This is a genomic window from Paenibacillus sp. FSL H7-0918, assembly GCF_038007025.1.
Taxonomy (GTDB): domain Bacteria; phylum Bacillota; class Bacilli; order Paenibacillales; family Paenibacillaceae; genus Paenibacillus_AQ; species Paenibacillus_AQ odorifer.
Window position 1 is genome coordinate 2,193,469 of sequence record NZ_JBBOWJ010000001.1, and the last position, 15,060, is coordinate 2,208,528.

At 47.0% G+C, this 15,060-nt stretch carries 8 protein-coding genes, 4 tRNA genes and 2 rRNA genes; 1 reads left to right on the forward strand and 13 read right to left on the reverse strand.

Features of this window, described 5'->3' with window-relative positions; translation table 11 throughout:
• Positions 1-8: 8 nt before the first annotated feature.
• The 7 genes from MHI15_RS09880 to MHI15_RS09910 form a co-directional block, all read right to left on the reverse strand.
• Positions 9-84: transfer RNA gene (locus MHI15_RS09880), tRNA-Val, on the reverse strand.
• Between the two features lie 55 nt (positions 85-139).
• Positions 140-214: transfer RNA gene (locus tag MHI15_RS09885), tRNA-Glu, on the reverse strand.
• Between the two features lie 18 nt (positions 215-232).
• Positions 233-325 (reverse strand) — tRNA-Ser (locus MHI15_RS09890).
• A gap of 3 nt (positions 326-328) precedes the next feature.
• Positions 329-404 (reverse strand) — tRNA-Asn (locus MHI15_RS09895).
• A 60-nt stretch (positions 405-464) separates the two neighbouring features.
• Positions 465-3,390: ribosomal RNA gene (locus tag MHI15_RS09900) — 23S ribosomal RNA — on the reverse strand.
• A gap of 232 nt (positions 3,391-3,622) precedes the next feature.
• Positions 3,623-5,180, reverse strand: a 16S ribosomal RNA gene (locus MHI15_RS09905).
• The 16S and 23S rRNA genes sit together here with 4 tRNA genes alongside, the layout of an rRNA operon.
• Before the next feature lie 425 nt (positions 5,181-5,605).
• Positions 5,606-6,484, reverse strand: coding sequence for a nucleotidyltransferase-like protein (locus MHI15_RS09910; RefSeq protein ID WP_076128632.1), 879 nt, complete (start codon positions 6,482-6,484; stop codon positions 5,606-5,608).
• Positions 6,485-6,611: 127 nt separating this feature from the next.
• Between MHI15_RS09910 and MHI15_RS09915 the strand changes: the two genes are divergently transcribed.
• Positions 6,612-6,977, forward strand: a complete 366-nt coding sequence (locus MHI15_RS09915; protein WP_036680151.1) for a DUF2614 family zinc ribbon-containing protein — start codon at positions 6,612-6,614, stop codon at positions 6,975-6,977.
• Positions 6,978-7,094: 117 nt separating this feature from the next.
• Here MHI15_RS09915 and MHI15_RS09920 read toward each other — a convergent pair whose 3' ends face one another.
• The 6 genes from MHI15_RS09920 to gatA all read right to left on the reverse strand — a co-directional run bounded on the left by MHI15_RS09920 (position 7,095) and on the right by gatA (position 15,039).
• On the reverse strand, positions 7,095-8,816 hold the full coding sequence (locus tag MHI15_RS09920) for a glycosyl hydrolase family 18 protein (RefSeq protein ID WP_076304770.1): 1,722 nt from the start codon (positions 8,814-8,816) through the stop codon (positions 7,095-7,097).
• A gap of 210 nt (positions 8,817-9,026) precedes the next feature.
• Positions 9,027-9,458, reverse strand: coding sequence for a peroxide-responsive transcriptional repressor PerR (gene perR / locus MHI15_RS09925; RefSeq protein WP_036680160.1), 432 nt, complete (start codon positions 9,456-9,458; stop codon positions 9,027-9,029).
• 126 nt (positions 9,459-9,584) lie between these two features.
• Positions 9,585-11,486: a DUF4097 family beta strand repeat-containing protein gene (locus MHI15_RS09930; protein WP_256721880.1), complete on the reverse strand. Its 1,902-nt coding sequence runs from the start codon at positions 11,484-11,486 to the stop codon at positions 9,585-9,587.
• Between the two features lie 45 nt (positions 11,487-11,531).
• The gene (locus MHI15_RS09935) at positions 11,532-12,002 is read right to left on the reverse strand and encodes a GNAT family N-acetyltransferase (RefSeq protein ID WP_076146333.1); all 471 of its coding nucleotides are present in this window, start codon (positions 12,000-12,002) and stop codon (positions 11,532-11,534) included.
• 122 nt (positions 12,003-12,124) lie between these two features.
• A complete protein-coding gene (gene gatB / locus MHI15_RS09940; RefSeq protein ID WP_076310346.1) occupies positions 12,125-13,570 on the reverse strand; it encodes an Asp-tRNA(Asn)/Glu-tRNA(Gln) amidotransferase subunit GatB in 1,446 nt (481 codons plus the stop codon).
• Between the two features lie 11 nt (positions 13,571-13,581).
• Positions 13,582-15,039, reverse strand: coding sequence for an Asp-tRNA(Asn)/Glu-tRNA(Gln) amidotransferase subunit GatA (gene gatA / locus MHI15_RS09945; RefSeq protein ID WP_076128638.1), 1,458 nt, complete (start codon positions 15,037-15,039; stop codon positions 13,582-13,584).
• Between the last annotated feature and the right edge of the window lie 21 nt (positions 15,040-15,060).

Genomic DNA, 15,060 nt, shown 5'->3' on the forward strand with positions numbered 1-15,060 from the left:
AAGTGTTATGGTGGAGGCTGAGGGGATCGAACCCCCGACCCTCTGCTTGTAAGGCAGATGCTCTCCCAGCTGAGCTAAGCCTCCATAAACAACAATTGTTATTGTACCAAAGTCCACTAGGATAAATCAAGTGAAAATTTGGTGACCCGTATGGGATTCGAACCCATGTTACCTCCGTGAAAGGGAGGTGTCTTAACCCCTTGACCAACGGGCCATACTAATTAAAAATTTGTGGCGGAGAGAGAGGGATTCGAACCCTCGAGACGCTTGTGGCGCCTACACGATTTCCAATCGTGCTCCTTCGGCCAAACTCGGACACCTCTCCATATGGCTCCCCGAACAGGACTCGAACCTGTGACAACTCGATTAACAGTCGAGTGCTCTACCAACTGAGCTATCAGGGAATATTCATACCAGGCTTGATGCCTGAAAACTGAATCCGAAACGAATCTGCATTCTAACTATAGGATAAGCCCTCGACCGATTAGTATTGGTCAGCTCCATGCATTACTGCACTTCCACCTCCAACCTATCTACCTCGTCGTCTTCAAGGGGTCTTACTAATTGGGAAATCTCATCTTGAGGGGGGCTTCACGCTTAGATGCTTTCAGCGCTTATCCCGTCCGTACGTAGCTACCCAGCCATGCTCCTGGCGGAACAACTGGTGCACCAGCGGTACGTCCATCCCGGTCCTCTCGTACTAAGGACAGCTCCTCTCAAATTTCCTGCGCCCACGACAGATAGGGACCGAACTGTCTCACGACGTTCTGAACCCAGCTCGCGTACCGCTTTAATGGGCGAACAGCCCAACCCTTGGGACCTACTTCAGCCCCAGGATGCGATGAGCCGACATCGAGGTGCCAAACCTCCCCGTCGATGTGGACTCTTGGGGGAGATAAGCCTGTTATCCCCAGGGTAGCTTTTATCCGTTGAGCGATGGCCCTTCCATGCGGTACCACCGGATCACTAAGTCCGACTTTCGTCCCTGCTCGACTTGTAGGTCTCGCAGTCAAGCTCCCTTATGCCTTTGCACTCTGCGAATGATTTCCAACCATTCTGAGGGAACCTTGGAACGCCTCCGTTACTCTTTAGGAGGCGACCGCCCCAGTCAAACTGCCCGCCTGACACGGTCCCCGTACCCGGTAAGGGTACTAGGTTAGAACCTAGATACGATCAGGGTGGTATCCCAACGGCGCCTCCACCGAAGCTTGCGCTCCGATTTCTACGGCTCCCACCTATCCTGTACAGATCGTACCCAAATTCAATATCAAGCTGCAGTAAAGCTCCATGGGGTCTTTCCGTCTTGTCGCGGGTAACCTGCATCTTCACAGGTATTAAAATTTCACCGGATCTCTCGTTGAGACAGCGCCCAAGTCGTTACGCCATTCGTGCGGGTCAGAATTTACCTGACAAGGAATTTCGCTACCTTAGGACCGTTATAGTTACGGCCGCCGTTTACTGGGGCTTCGGTTCATAGCTTCGGGTTACCCCTAACCACTCCCCTTAACCTTCCAGCACCGGGCAGGCGTCAGCCCGTATACTTCGCCTTGCGGCTTCGCACAGACCTGTGTTTTTGCTAAACAGTCGCTTGGGCCTTTTCACTGCGGCCCCCTCGTGCTATTCACACTACCGGGGCACCCCTTCTCCCGAAGTTACGGGGTCATTTTGCCGAGTTCCTTAACGAGAGTTCTTCCGCGCGCCTTAGAATTCTCTTCTCGCCTACCTGTGTCGGTTTGCGGTACGGGCACCTTCTCCTGGCTAGAGGCTTTTCTTGGCAGTGTGAGATCATGACCTTCGCTACTACAATTTTCGCTCCCCATCACAGCCCAGCCTTAATGATGTGCGGATTTGCCTACACATCAGCCTCACTGCTTAGACGGACATCCATCAGTCCGCGTCACTACCCTCCTGCGTCACCCCATCGCTCATAGCGGATTACGGTGGTACAGTAATTTCAAACTGTTGTCCTTCGACTACGCCTTTCGGCCTCGCCTTAGGTCCCGACTTACCCTGAGCGGACGAGCCTTCCTCAGGAAACCTTGGGCTTTCGGCGGATCAGATTCTCACTGATCTTTTCGTTACTCATACCGGCATTCTCACTTGTGTAGTGTCCAGCGCTCTTTTCAGTACACCTTCAACCCCTACACAACGCTCCCCTACCCCAGATACATAGTATCTAGCCATAGCTTCGGTGGTGTGTTTAGCCCCGTTACATTTTCGGCGCAGAGTCACTCGACCAGTGAGCTATTACGCACTCTTTCAATGGTGGCTGCTTCTAAGCCAACATCCTGGTTGTCTGTGCAACTCCACATCCTTTCCCACTTAACACACACTTGGGGACCTTAGCTGATGGTCTGGGCTGTTTCCCTTTTGACAATGGATCTTAGCACTCACTGTCTGACTCCCGGCAATAAGTATATGGCATTCGGAGTTTGACTGAGCTTGGTAATCCTTGCGGACCCCGCACCCAATCAGTGCTCTACCTCCACTACTCTTATACCGAGGCTAGCCCTAAAGCTATTTCGGGGAGAACCAGCTATCTCCGAGTTCGATTGGAATTTCTCCGCTACCCCCACCTCATCCCCGCACTTTTCAACGTACGTGGGTTCGGGCCTCCAGTGCGTGTTACCGCACCTTCACCCTGGACAGGGGTAGATCACACGGTTTCGGGTCTACGTCCACATACTAATTCGCCCTATTCAGACTCGCTTTCGCTGCGGCTCCACCTTCTCGGCTTAACCTTGCATGTTAAACGTAACTCGCCGGTTCATTCTACAAAAGGCACGCCATCACCCATTAATAGGGCTCTGACTTTTTGTAAGCACACGGTTTCAGGTTCTATTTCACTCCCCTTCCGGGGTGCTTTTCACCTTTCCCTCACGGTACTGTTTCACTATCGGTCGCCAGGTAGTATTTAGCCTTAGCAGATGGTCCTGCTGGATTCATACGGGGTTTCACGTGCCCCGCACTACTCGGGATCCGTCTCGGAGAGAATACAGTTTAGGTTACAGGGCTTTTACCTCTATCGCGGGCCTTTCCAGACCTCTTCACCTACCATATTCCTTTGTAACTCCATGTGAGACGTCCCACAACCCCTAAGAGCAAGCTCTTAGGTTTAGGCTGTTCCGCGTTCGCTCGCCGCTACTGACGGAATCACTATTGTTTTCTCTTCCTCAGGGTACTTAGATGTTTCAGTTCCCCTGGTCTGCCTCTACATTTCCTATGTATTCAGAAATGAGTAACTGCGAATTACCACAGCTGGGTTTCCCCATTCGGACACCCCCGGATCAAAGCTTGCTTACAGCTCCCCGAGGCAGTTTCGTTGTTCGCCACGTCCTTCGTCGGCTCCTGGCGCCTAGGCATCCTCCGTGTGCTCTTATTAGCTTAACCTTGATTCTTCCGAAGAAAAATCTCACTAATAACATTTACTTGTTTGCACAAGTTGCTAAAAGATGTTCTAAAACGCAAATTCGTTTCGGTATCCAGTTTTCAAGGATCAAGTCTTACTTGAGAGCTTAAACTCTCAAAACTGAGCAACGAGTGAGTAACAGGCCTAAACCTGAGTTTTGGAAGCTTAGCTTCCGATTTGAATGTTCTCATTGCAGAGAACGATTCTCCATAGAAAGGAGGTGATCCAGCCGCACCTTCCGATACGGCTACCTTGTTACGACTTCACCCCAATCATCTACCCCACCTTCGGCGGCTGGCTCCCTTGCGGGTTACCCCACCGACTTCGGGTGTTGTAAACTCTCGTGGTGTGACGGGCGGTGTGTACAAGACCCGGGAACGTATTCACCGCGGCATGCTGATCCGCGATTACTAGCAATTCCGACTTCATGCAGGCGAGTTGCAGCCTGCAATCCGAACTGAGACCGGCTTTGATGGGATTGGCTCCACCTCGCGGCTTCGCTTCCCGTTGTACCGGCCATTGTAGTACGTGTGTAGCCCAGGTCATAAGGGGCATGATGATTTGACGTCATCCCCACCTTCCTCCGGTTTGTCACCGGCAGTCACTCTAGAGTGCCCAACATTACTTGCTGGCAACTAAAGTTAAGGGTTGCGCTCGTTGCGGGACTTAACCCAACATCTCACGACACGAGCTGACGACAACCATGCACCACCTGTCTCCTCTGTCCCGAAGGCCGCCGCTATCTCTAGCGGATTCAGAGGGATGTCAAGACCTGGTAAGGTTCTTCGCGTTGCTTCGAATTAAACCACATACTCCACTGCTTGTGCGGGTCCCCGTCAATTCCTTTGAGTTTCAGTCTTGCGACCGTACTCCCCAGGCGGAGTGCTTACTGTGTTAACTTCGGCACCAAGGGTATCGAAACCCCTAACACCTAGCACTCATCGTTTACGGCGTGGACTACCAGGGTATCTAATCCTGTTTGCTCCCCACGCTTTCGCGCCTCAGCGTCAGTTACAGCCCAGAAAGTCGCCTTCGCCACTGGTGTTCCTCCACATATCTACGCATTTCACCGCTACACGTGGAATTCCACTTTCCTCTTCTGTACTCAAGCCACCCAGTTTCCAGTGCGACCTCAGGTTGAGCCCAAGGTTTAAACACCAGACTTAAATAGCCGCCTGCGCGCGCTTTACGCCCAATAATTCCGGACAACGCTTGCCCCCTACGTATTACCGCGGCTGCTGGCACGTAGTTAGCCGGGGCTTTCTTCTCAGGTACCGTCACTCCGGTAGCAGTTACTCTACCGGACGTTCTTCCCTGGCAACAGAGCTTTACGATCCGAAAACCTTCATCACTCACGCGGCGTTGCTCCGTCAGGCTTTCGCCCATTGCGGAAGATTCCCTACTGCTGCCTCCCGTAGGAGTCTGGGCCGTGTCTCAGTCCCAGTGTGGCCGTTCACCCTCTCAGGTCGGCTACGCATCGTCGCCTTGGTGGGCCGTTACCCCACCAACTAGCTAATGCGCCGCAGGCCCATCCCTCAGTGACAGATTGCTCCGTCTTTCATTCTTCTCTCAGGAGAAAAAAGAAATTATCCGGTATTAGCTACCGTTTCCGGTAGTTATCCCAGTCTGAAGGGCAGGTTGCCTACGTGTTACTCACCCGTCCGCCGCTAAGTTATTTTGAAAGCAAGCTTTCAAAATAACTCCGCTCGACTTGCATGTATTAGGCACGCCGCCAGCGTTCGTCCTGAGCCAGGATCAAACTCTCCAATTAGTATTGAAAAGAGCGATATGCTCATTTTGAAACATCTGACGAGAAAATTAATTCTCTAATTTTGGATTTCACTTGCGTGATTTCCTACTCACTCGTTGTTCAGTTTTCAAAGATCAAGCTGTTTATTTCGTCGATGTGTTGTTCAGCAGCGACCTTTATAATATATCACAGCGTCCTCGTTTTAGTCAACCTTTTTTTTAATTTCTTTTTTCGGTTGTCTTTCGAATGTTTTCGAAAGCACATCTCTGTGTCAGAGGGACGAGTTATAATTTAACACATGAACAAGGAAAGAGTCAACCATTAATTTTTCTGAATAAATATGAGCGTTTCATATTAGTAAACAAACAAAAAGAGAGTGCTCAGCCTCTCCCTATCCCTGCTCATCTCTCTATAATTAAACATCTTCTGCTGTATCTAATTCATCTCTATAATGTATAGCGGATCGCATGCCCTTCTCCCTCGTGAACATCAGCCCAAGATGTAATCTCTCGGATTAGCGAACGAGAAACCAGCTTTCGTAAAACAAGGGGTAGTTCAGACTCTAATTGACTCAGACCTGAATGCTGCAGTAATTCTTTAATGCTCCATGCTTCCTTACGGCTATTCAAAATATTAAAGAGCAATAGACAACAGTCCGTCATTTTGGACATAATCCCAAATTCACATGCAAGAAGCACAAGCTCCACACGTTGCTCTAAGGTCTCAGTACTGACCGTTAACTCCTCATAAAGTTTATGAACGGAGGTATTCATGCTTTTAACCTGCTCCCAAATAGCTGGCTCGGGGAAAGCACCCACTTCACTCACTTCTATTCTTGCCCAATGATATAAGGCTATCAATACACAGTTGTAAGCATCCATAATAAAGCCAGCCTCTATATAGCGCTTGGATTTCACATACATATGCAAAAAGCGAGCAAACTCCATAAATGCGACCCGTTCCTTAATCGGTCCTTCAAATTGTAATATCTCGCGGCGCATTTCCTCGAGTATTCCCTTGGGGTCCCAGATCACTTCCCCCCTCATCAAACTGATAAGAAGTTCGTTATTATCCCCTGCCATAACAGCCTGCTCCAAAGCAAAAAGGCCGATATGGACTGACTGGGTCCGTTGGTCACCGGCAATGGTATGGCGAACAATATGCTCTCTATCCTGTTCTTCATGCAATACTAACACTACCATATCAAAATCTTGAAGAAGTGCGCTTTGAAACGGAATATCCCCATTCTGCCGCAAAACGACCGCTCCTAAAACATTCTCATCAAACGTTTCTCCACTCAACAAAGTTACATTGGACAATTCCATGCTTCCCTCCATTAAATTTGGCGATTTTGCGTCCAGTCAGTTATAATTCAGTTATAATTATTATTCTACATATGAAAGACAGTTCCTTCTGGACAACCCAACTATATTTAGTTAGGAGCAAACACTCATGAAGTTTAAAACGGCTAAGATCAACGCTTTTCGCACATGGGGATTACTGCTCACAATGCTCGGAATGGGACTTATGGTTTTGGGTACAGCGGGCATCGTGTTTTGGGGCTCAACTGGAAAAGTATTCGCTGGAATCGGTCTTGTAATCGGTTTAATCTCAATGATGGCAAGTCTTGCAATCTATTTCTGGGCTGGGATGCTGTCAACTAGCGCAGTCCAACTGGAATGCCCTGAATGTCACAAGCTGACCAAAATGCTGGGCAAAACAGACCGCTGTATGTTCTGCCATACCATCCTTACTATGGATCCAGCTGAGGCCAATATTACTGCGGAACAACTTAAGAGTCAGCAGCTTAATCAATAAAACACATCTTACAGAAGCTTATTACTAGCGATTTATAATGCAATCAAACATTTGCTTAATACAACAAAAGGGCCCCTATATTGGGAGCCCCTTTGTTTATTATGAATGAAATAATAATTACTTATGAATCCCTTGTAATGCCTCCCACGCAGACGGATTACTAAAGCTGCGATTCCATGAACCGATGCCACCAAGCCCTAAAGACTTAGCAAGCTCAACTCTAGCTTTTAAAGAAACTTTGTCTTCGATCCATATTTTTTTAAGAGCGCCATCCTCCTTATACTCAACGTAATTCTGCCCTGCTGCCTTATCAAAGGTTGGGGTCAGCTTCTTCTCTTTAATAATTTTTTCAACGGCATTCATACTAACCGATTTAGAGCTTACTTTGGTCTTGCCATCCACCTGGGCCTCAGTCCAGATTCTAGTATACAGTGGAATCCCTAGAATCAGCTTCTCAGGCGGCACATCGTCTTCCTCTATGATCCGGCTTAACGAGCTTTCTACCCACGGCAGAGACGCAACAGAGCCCGCTACAGGACTAGCAGCCCAATGCTCGTCATAAGCCATAACAATAAGATAATCAACTACTGAATTAAGAGCCCTACGATCAAGGAATGCTGACCACATCTCACTGTTGGATTTAGGGGTTACGTCTATGGAGACGATTAAGTTTTTGGCTTGAGCCATAGGTTTTAGCTCTCGCATAAATTGTGTAACATTCTCCCCGTCTTTCGTATATACATTCTCAAAATCAATATTAATTCCATCCAGCTTGTATAAATCTGAATACTCGAGGATCTGTACGATCGCGTTCATCCGCTTCTCATAGCTCGACAATGCCTCAGTGGTTATGTCTGGTTCAAAGCTATTGCTGAGCAGCCCCCATACTTCCAAACCGCGCTCATGGGCCCACTGCACATACGCACTATCAGCCTGACTGCGCACATTCCCGTCACCATCTATGATACTGAACCAAGTCGGGCTAGCCACGTTAACGCCCGGAAGCTCACCGAATGTACTTGGGTCAGGTTTGCGTTGATAAACAGCTTCCCAATACAAATTCACTGACTTCCCTTTCCAGCTTCGTTCTGCCCGTGAGGGAGTGGTGCTTTTGGGTTCCACTGTCTTTTGACCGTCTGAGATAATATCACTGGCCTTGGCATAACCCTCATAACCGCTGCTTAACTGCACATACAGCCAGTCCTCATTTTCCTTATTCCAAATACTCACGATGGCGCCTGGGGACATATCGGCCACGATGGGTGCGTGAATCGACGCTTCGCTGCGAAGAGCGACTGTCTTATCACCTGCTTCACCTTTCACTTTCCCCAGCGGTACAGTCTCCCCTGCTGTCATTAACAGCACAGCCCCGGTAGTCGTATCCTCTTGAATCTCAAACCCATACAGGTCTTCTAAAACATCCGCAGGAAGATAAGTTATCTTTTCCTTAACTTCAGGTGCCAGCCGCAGCTGCAGCGGACGATTGTTCAGACTAGCATCGGTTTTATCCTCTTGCATATATAGAAGTTCACTTTCCGTTGATAGGATGACCGATTTAGTCTTTTCTTCATAACGAATAGATGAGTCCACATGTTCCTGCAGTAATGGTAGAGGTAAAAGCATGCTATCACCGGTCCCTGAGGCGGAATATCCTGTTAGCTCTCCTTTTACGAAGATAGGATGTTCTAGGCCTTTCCAGTCTGGATCGATGTGCTGGCGATTTGGCAATACAAAAAACACAACCCAATAAGCTGCTGCCGCAATGAGCAAAAGTCCAAAAAAGCGTCGGAAAAGACCTCCGCGCTTTTTGACGCGTTTCTGTCTATATCTTCTGTCCAAAATATATCCTCCAAATATTAGATGATTTTAAGTTAAGTCTAACAATACGATTATAACATCCACTTGGTTCCGGATAACCAGTATAAGTTAGTCATTTTCACTATATTTTGTTATTTTGAAAAAAATAAAAACGTGAGTCCTCCGCTTTCGGATTTCACACGTTTATTGTGTAGCTTGGCTATACGCCCTTAAGTACAGTAGTATTCTGTCTTATTGTTGCTTCTCTCTGCAACATTTGCAAACTCCATGCAATTCCATACGCAAACCCGTAATTTTGAAGCCCGTTTCCTGCTCTGCATGTATCTCTACATCATGAAGCGAAGGATAACTAAAATCTTCAATCTTACCGCATAGCTGACAGATGACATGATAATGATCAGATACATTGGCATCAAAACGACTGGAACTATCCCCGTAGGTCAACTCGCGAACCATGCCGGCTTCCATAAACATCTTGAGATTATTATATACAGTTGCTACGCTCATGCTCGGAAATTTCGGCTCTAGCGCCCGGTATATATCGTCAGCTGTAGGATGATTCATTGCTTCCATCAAATACGTAAGAATCGCATGACGCTGGGGCGTTATACGGACACCTGTTGTCTTTAATTGTTCCAGTGCATGTTGTACTCCACTCCCCATTACTGTCACCGCCTTTTGAATTTAAAAATAAAAGAAATACTTCTTAAGATTGTAAGACCGATTTTTCAATATTGTCAACGAAGTCTATACATTATATTTATTATTATATAAGAAAAATTACTTTTTTCAATATTTCCTAACATTTAGATTGCTATTTCCTTCAACATGAAGCTTGAACTCGCCGGTTCCCACTTCACCTGATACTTTTTTCTTATCAATTGTAAGTTCAGGCAAATCTGAAGTAATATCACCATATCCACTGGAACCATTCACTGTATAGTTGCTTAACATCGGTAAATACAATTGAATGTCACCAACTGCGCTATAAATGTCCCAATCTCCAGCGACATCAGAAGAGCGAACATCAATGGTACCATTTAGAGATTCGGCATGTAGCTTGGATTTGGCTCCATCCACCTCTAAATTACCGTTTTTGGTAGTAATATCGATATCATTGCTATTTCCGATCGCACTAATATTGCCGACAGCCGTCGATAATTTCAAAGCACCGGTAACATCCCAAGCATTCATATTGCCTCCGCTCGTTGTTAAATCAACGCTGCCTTGAACAGATCTGGCACGGACAGCTCCATTCAGTGTTTTTCCCTTAACATTACCAAAGATACGATGAAGGATCAGCTCTCCATTCCCCGTTTCCAGAGAAATGTCTTCAATGGCTTCTACATTCTGCAACGTGATCCCGCCATTCATAGTGCGAACATCGAGGTTAAAGCGGCGATCCTCCGGCAAGTAAATGTCTAAATCCATGCGTGGCTGGCGTTTACCGGATTCTCCATAGGCCTTGCTATTCGAGGTGATTTTTATGTTGGGCCCTTCAACAACGTCCACAAAGGACTGTTCTGATATAGCTTCAGCCATCGGCCCATCCAACTGATCTACCCAAACTGTCGTTGTAATTTGAATATCATCCACTGGAGCACGGTGTAATAAAATATCACCATTAATACTATCAATAGATATTTTTGCTGTATTTAATTCCACCGGAACAATTAGCGGGGCTTTCTGATATTTGCTGCCTTTAGCCTCACCATAGTCCACTGCTGCTGCCGTCAGGTTTAGACTGACATTTTTCCATAGATATAAATAATGTTCTTGCTCTGCAACAATAAATACACTCGCAGCTAGCAATATAGCAGATAAAAGCCCACGTAAATCCAATCTGATTCTGGTTCCCTTGGCTGAACGGTTAGAGAAGATAAACATCAGCAGGAACTCAATCCCCCATAACACCGGGATGACTGGCCACCACTTCAAGAGCAGAAGCATATAGTCAGTTCCCTCTCTCCAATCCAAAAACAAAGGAACAGAAATAGCTATCAGTAATACAGAAGCCGTATATCTTCCCACGCGCCGCTTGCGAGGTTCATTGTCTTTACGCTGCACAACTGCTCTGGCAATTTCTCTAGCTCCTATAAATAAGCCACCGCATACTAAAATGACAGACACGGCCATTTCGGCATAATGTTCAATAAAGAACTGGAGCCATGTTGGTTTCTGCCGGAACAGAATAAGCAGGGCGCCCCCTAAGAGCAATAAGAGTCCAAAGGATATCCCAGGCTCGCTGACGATACTACGACGTTTAGGAGCCTCGTTTGCTTTGGTCACAGAAATAGCAAGATCATGATCCTCTGGGAAGCGAAGAAGCCTGTCCGCTGATTGCAATACGTCATACACGTTATAAAAATAGATCACTGGAATAATGAGCGCAAGTAAAATAAGCAGTGGAACATTGATCTGCATCCCGATGGATGAGAAATACAATAAAGCTGAGATATCCAAAAGAATTAGAAAGATGAAGGTGATCCCTTTTCGGAGAAGCCCAAAATACAAATGCCCCGTCCCAGGGATGAGTGCTGCCAGCAGTCCAGCAATAAATTTACGTTTGCGGTGGCGCCGCTTCGGACGCGGAGGAATAATCCTCTTCTGTATCTCATTTTCCTTAGTCTCTATATCAACAGAACCTTGCAGTTCTTCCTGCTCTGGGAGCATTGCAGAGTCATGTTTCATTTTGGACTCCTCCTTTCGTAAATAGTTGTCTATGAATATCTTTTTTCAAAGAGAACCACTCCGATGAAATTCAATCAATTCAACTCCTGGAGCGACTTCCTCCACACCGGTAGGCAGAAAACCATGTTTACTGTACAACGAAACGGCAGGTGTATTCTTTTTGCCTGTCGACACAATGAATTGCTCCATCCCTGCAAAATGCTCAAATACATATTCCAAAAGATGGCTAGCGATACCTCTACGAAAAAAGTCCGGCCCCACCATCATTCGTGTAATCGTCAATTTTCCAGGAGATTCTTCCTCTACAGCAACAGCACCCATTAGTTCCTCATCTTTATCGAAGCAGCCATAAAAACCTTCTTTAGAGCTGCTGAGCATTTCTCTCGTCTCCATCAGAGGTGGTATTTCACGAAAGCCTATAAGTTCAGCTTCCAGTCTATAGGCCTTATGCTGAAGACTCCATAATTCATTAACGGTGCTTTCATCCTGCAGATTTAGCTTGTTAATTGTATTCATCCTAACCAGTCCCCTTATATGCCGCTAAGGGCCTGCCGTTGCCGACAAGCCCTTAGCTTATTACATAAGTATATTACCCCAATTATAAACGCCGCTGGCGTCCTTTTACAGACGACAAGCGTTTAGTTGCTCAATACCTCGATGAGAAGTTTATTAGCAAGACCCGGATTCGCCTTACCTTTACTTTCTTTCATGACTTGTCCGACCAGGAAGCCGATTGCTTTCTGTTTACCCGCTTTATAATCTTCCACTGATTGCGGATTGGCGGCTACGACTGCTTCCACTATCCCTTTAATGGCACCTTCATCGCTGATCTGCACTAGACCTTTTTCCTCAACGATAACAGCTGGCAGTTTACCGCTCTCTAGCATTTCTTTAAATACTGTTTTAGCGATTTTGCTGCTGATGGTTCCGGCTGCAATCAGCCCGATCATCTCGCCTAGCCCTTGTGGTGTAATTTGTACCTGCGACAACTCCAGATTATTACCATTCAAATAGGCAAGCAAGTCACCCATAATCCAGTTAGCTACAGCCTTGGCATCCTGCGTATAGGCAAGACACCCTTCGAAAAAGTCCGCTAACAATTTAGAGGATGTAATGACGCCTGCATCATAAGCTGTCAGGCCCAGTTCCTCGCTATAACGTGCTTTCCGAGCATCCGGAAGTTCTGGAATCGTTGAACGAATGGATTCTTTCCAAGCATCATCAATATGCAGAACGATCAAGTCCGGGTCCGGGAAGTAACGATAATCATGCGCTTCTTCTTTCCCGCGCATCGATAATGTTTTCCCTTGTGCTTCATCCCAGCGGCGAGTCTCCTGCACAACAACTCCACCATCATCCAGGATCTCAGCCTGACGATATTGTTCATACTCCAGTCCACGCAATACACCGCGGAAGGAGTTCATGTTCTTAAGCTCTGCTCTAATGCCGAATTCCTCTTGTCCTTCTGGGCGTAGACTGATGTTCGCGTCACAGCGCATCGATCCTTCTTCCATCTTGACATCGGATACGTCACAATACTGCATAATCGCACGGATTTTCTCCAGATAAGCACGAGCTTCCTCAGGGGAGCGCAGATCAGGTTCGGATACGATTTCGATAAGCGGTGTTCCCACCCGGTTAAAATCGACTAGCGAGGCAAAACCGCCATCTACGTGCGTAAGCTTACCTGCATCCTCTTCCAAATGAAGACGAGTAATGCCGATCCGTTTGGTCTCTCCGTTAACTTCAATGTCGATCCAACCGTTCAGGCCGATAGGCTGATCAAATTGTGAAATCTGATAAGCTTTTGGTGAATCCGGGTAAAAATAGTTCTTGCGGTCGAATTTGCTAACATCACCAATGGTGCAATTCAGCGCCATCGCTGCTTTCATAGCGTATTCTACCGCTTGTTTGTTGAGCACTGGCAATACGCCGGGGTGACCCAAGCAGACAGGACAGGTATGAGTGTTAGGTGGGGCTCCAAATTCAGTGGAGCATCCGCAAAAGATTTTGGAGTTGGTATGAAGCTCTACGTGAACTTCCAAGCCGATGACCGTTTCGTATTTAGACATAAGTAATCCCATTCCCTCCTTTACTACAGCTGTGGACGCTGCTTGTGATGATCTGTATTTTGTTCAAAAGCATGAGCGACACGCAAAATCGTGCTCTCGTCAAATTCCTTACCGATAATTTGCAGACCTACAGGCATGCCTTCCGCAAAACCACAAGGAACACTCACGGCCGGAATACCCGCCAAGCTTACAGGAATCGTGAGAATATCGTTCAGATACATGGTCAGCGGATCTTCAGTCTGTGAACCCAATTTGAATGCTGTCGTTGGTGCTGTTGGGCCGATGACCACATCATATTTTTTAAAGATGTCATCAAAGTCCTGTTTAATCAAAGTACGCACCTTTTGTGCTTTTAAATAGTAAGCATCGTAATACCCGGAGCTGAGTGCATAAGTACCCAACATAATACGACGTTTAACCTCAGGGCCAAAGCCGCGGCTGCGGGAATTAAGATATAGATCAAGCAATCCTCCGCCTTCATCTACACGTGCGCCATAACGCACACCGTCAAAACGCGCGAGGTTAGATGAAGCTTCCGAAGAGGACAGCAAATAATAAGCTGCTACTGCGTATTCCGTATGTGGTAATGAAACTTCCTCCCAGACAGCACCCATTCCTTCCAGCACTTTAAGTGCAGACAAAACTGTCTCACGCACAGAAGCATCGACACCTGCTCCCAGGTATTCCTTAGGAACAGCAATGCGAAGTCCGGAAACATCACCAGTAAGTGAACTCAAATAATCAGGAATTTCTACTTTAGCCGAAGTAGAGTCTTGGGCATCATAACCAGCAATTGCTTGAAGCACATAGGCAGAATCCTCTACATTACGTGTTAATGGTCCAATCTGATCTAGTGAGGAGGCAAAGGCTACCAGCCCGTAACGTGATACAAGACCATAAGTAGGTTTGAGACCTACAACACCACAATAGGAAGCGGGCTGGCGGATGGAACCCCCAGTATCCGAACCTAGTGAGAAGAACACTTCGCCCGCAGCTACTGCTGCTGCAGATCCGCCACTGGAACCGCCGGGCACACGCTCTAAATCCCAAGGATTGCGTACAGGACCAAAGCTTGAGTTCTCATTAGATCCGCCCATTGCGAATTCATCCATATTTAATTTACCGATCGTTACGGCATCTGCTTGCTGCAGTTTAGAAGCTACAGTAGCGTTATAAATCGGCTGGAAGTCACTCAAAAATTGGCTGGCACAAGTTGTGCGCAGGCCTTTAGTTACAATATTATCCTTGATTCCAGCAGGAAGACCAAACAGCAACCCACGTGCTGCTCCGGATGCCAGTTTGTCGTCCAAAGCGCGTGCAGTGCTACGAGCGCCCTCCTCATTCAAGGTCAAAAATGCATTTACGTTCTTATCCCGCTCAGCGATAATCGCCAGCGATTCTTCAGTCAGTTCACTGACCGATACCTCTTTAGCAGTTAACATGCGGTGTACTTCAGGCAATCGATTTTGAAACAGGCTCAAGATTCTTCCCCCTTTCTAATT

Bases quoted from the DNA above. Each gene is read 5' to 3' on its own strand.
- MHI15_RS09935 (WP_076146333.1), bottom strand. From the start codon at position 12,002: ATGAATACAATTAACAAGCTAAATCTGCAGGATGAAAGCACCGTTAAT.
- MHI15_RS09930 (WP_256721880.1), bottom strand. From the start codon at position 11,486: ATGAAACATGACTCTGCAATGCTCCCAGAGCAGGAAGAACTGCAAGGT.
- MHI15_RS09915 (WP_036680151.1), top strand. From the start codon at position 6,612: ATGAAGTTTAAAACGGCTAAGATCAACGCTTTTCGCACATGGGGATTA.
- gatB (WP_076310346.1), bottom strand. From the start codon at position 13,570: ATGGGATTACTTATGTCTAAATACGAAACGGTCATCGGCTTGGAAGTT.
- perR (WP_036680160.1), bottom strand. From the start codon at position 9,458: ATGGGGAGTGGAGTACAACATGCACTGGAACAATTAAAGACAACAGGT.
- MHI15_RS09910 (WP_076128632.1), bottom strand. From the start codon at position 6,484: ATGGAATTGTCCAATGTAACTTTGTTGAGTGGAGAAACGTTTGATGAG.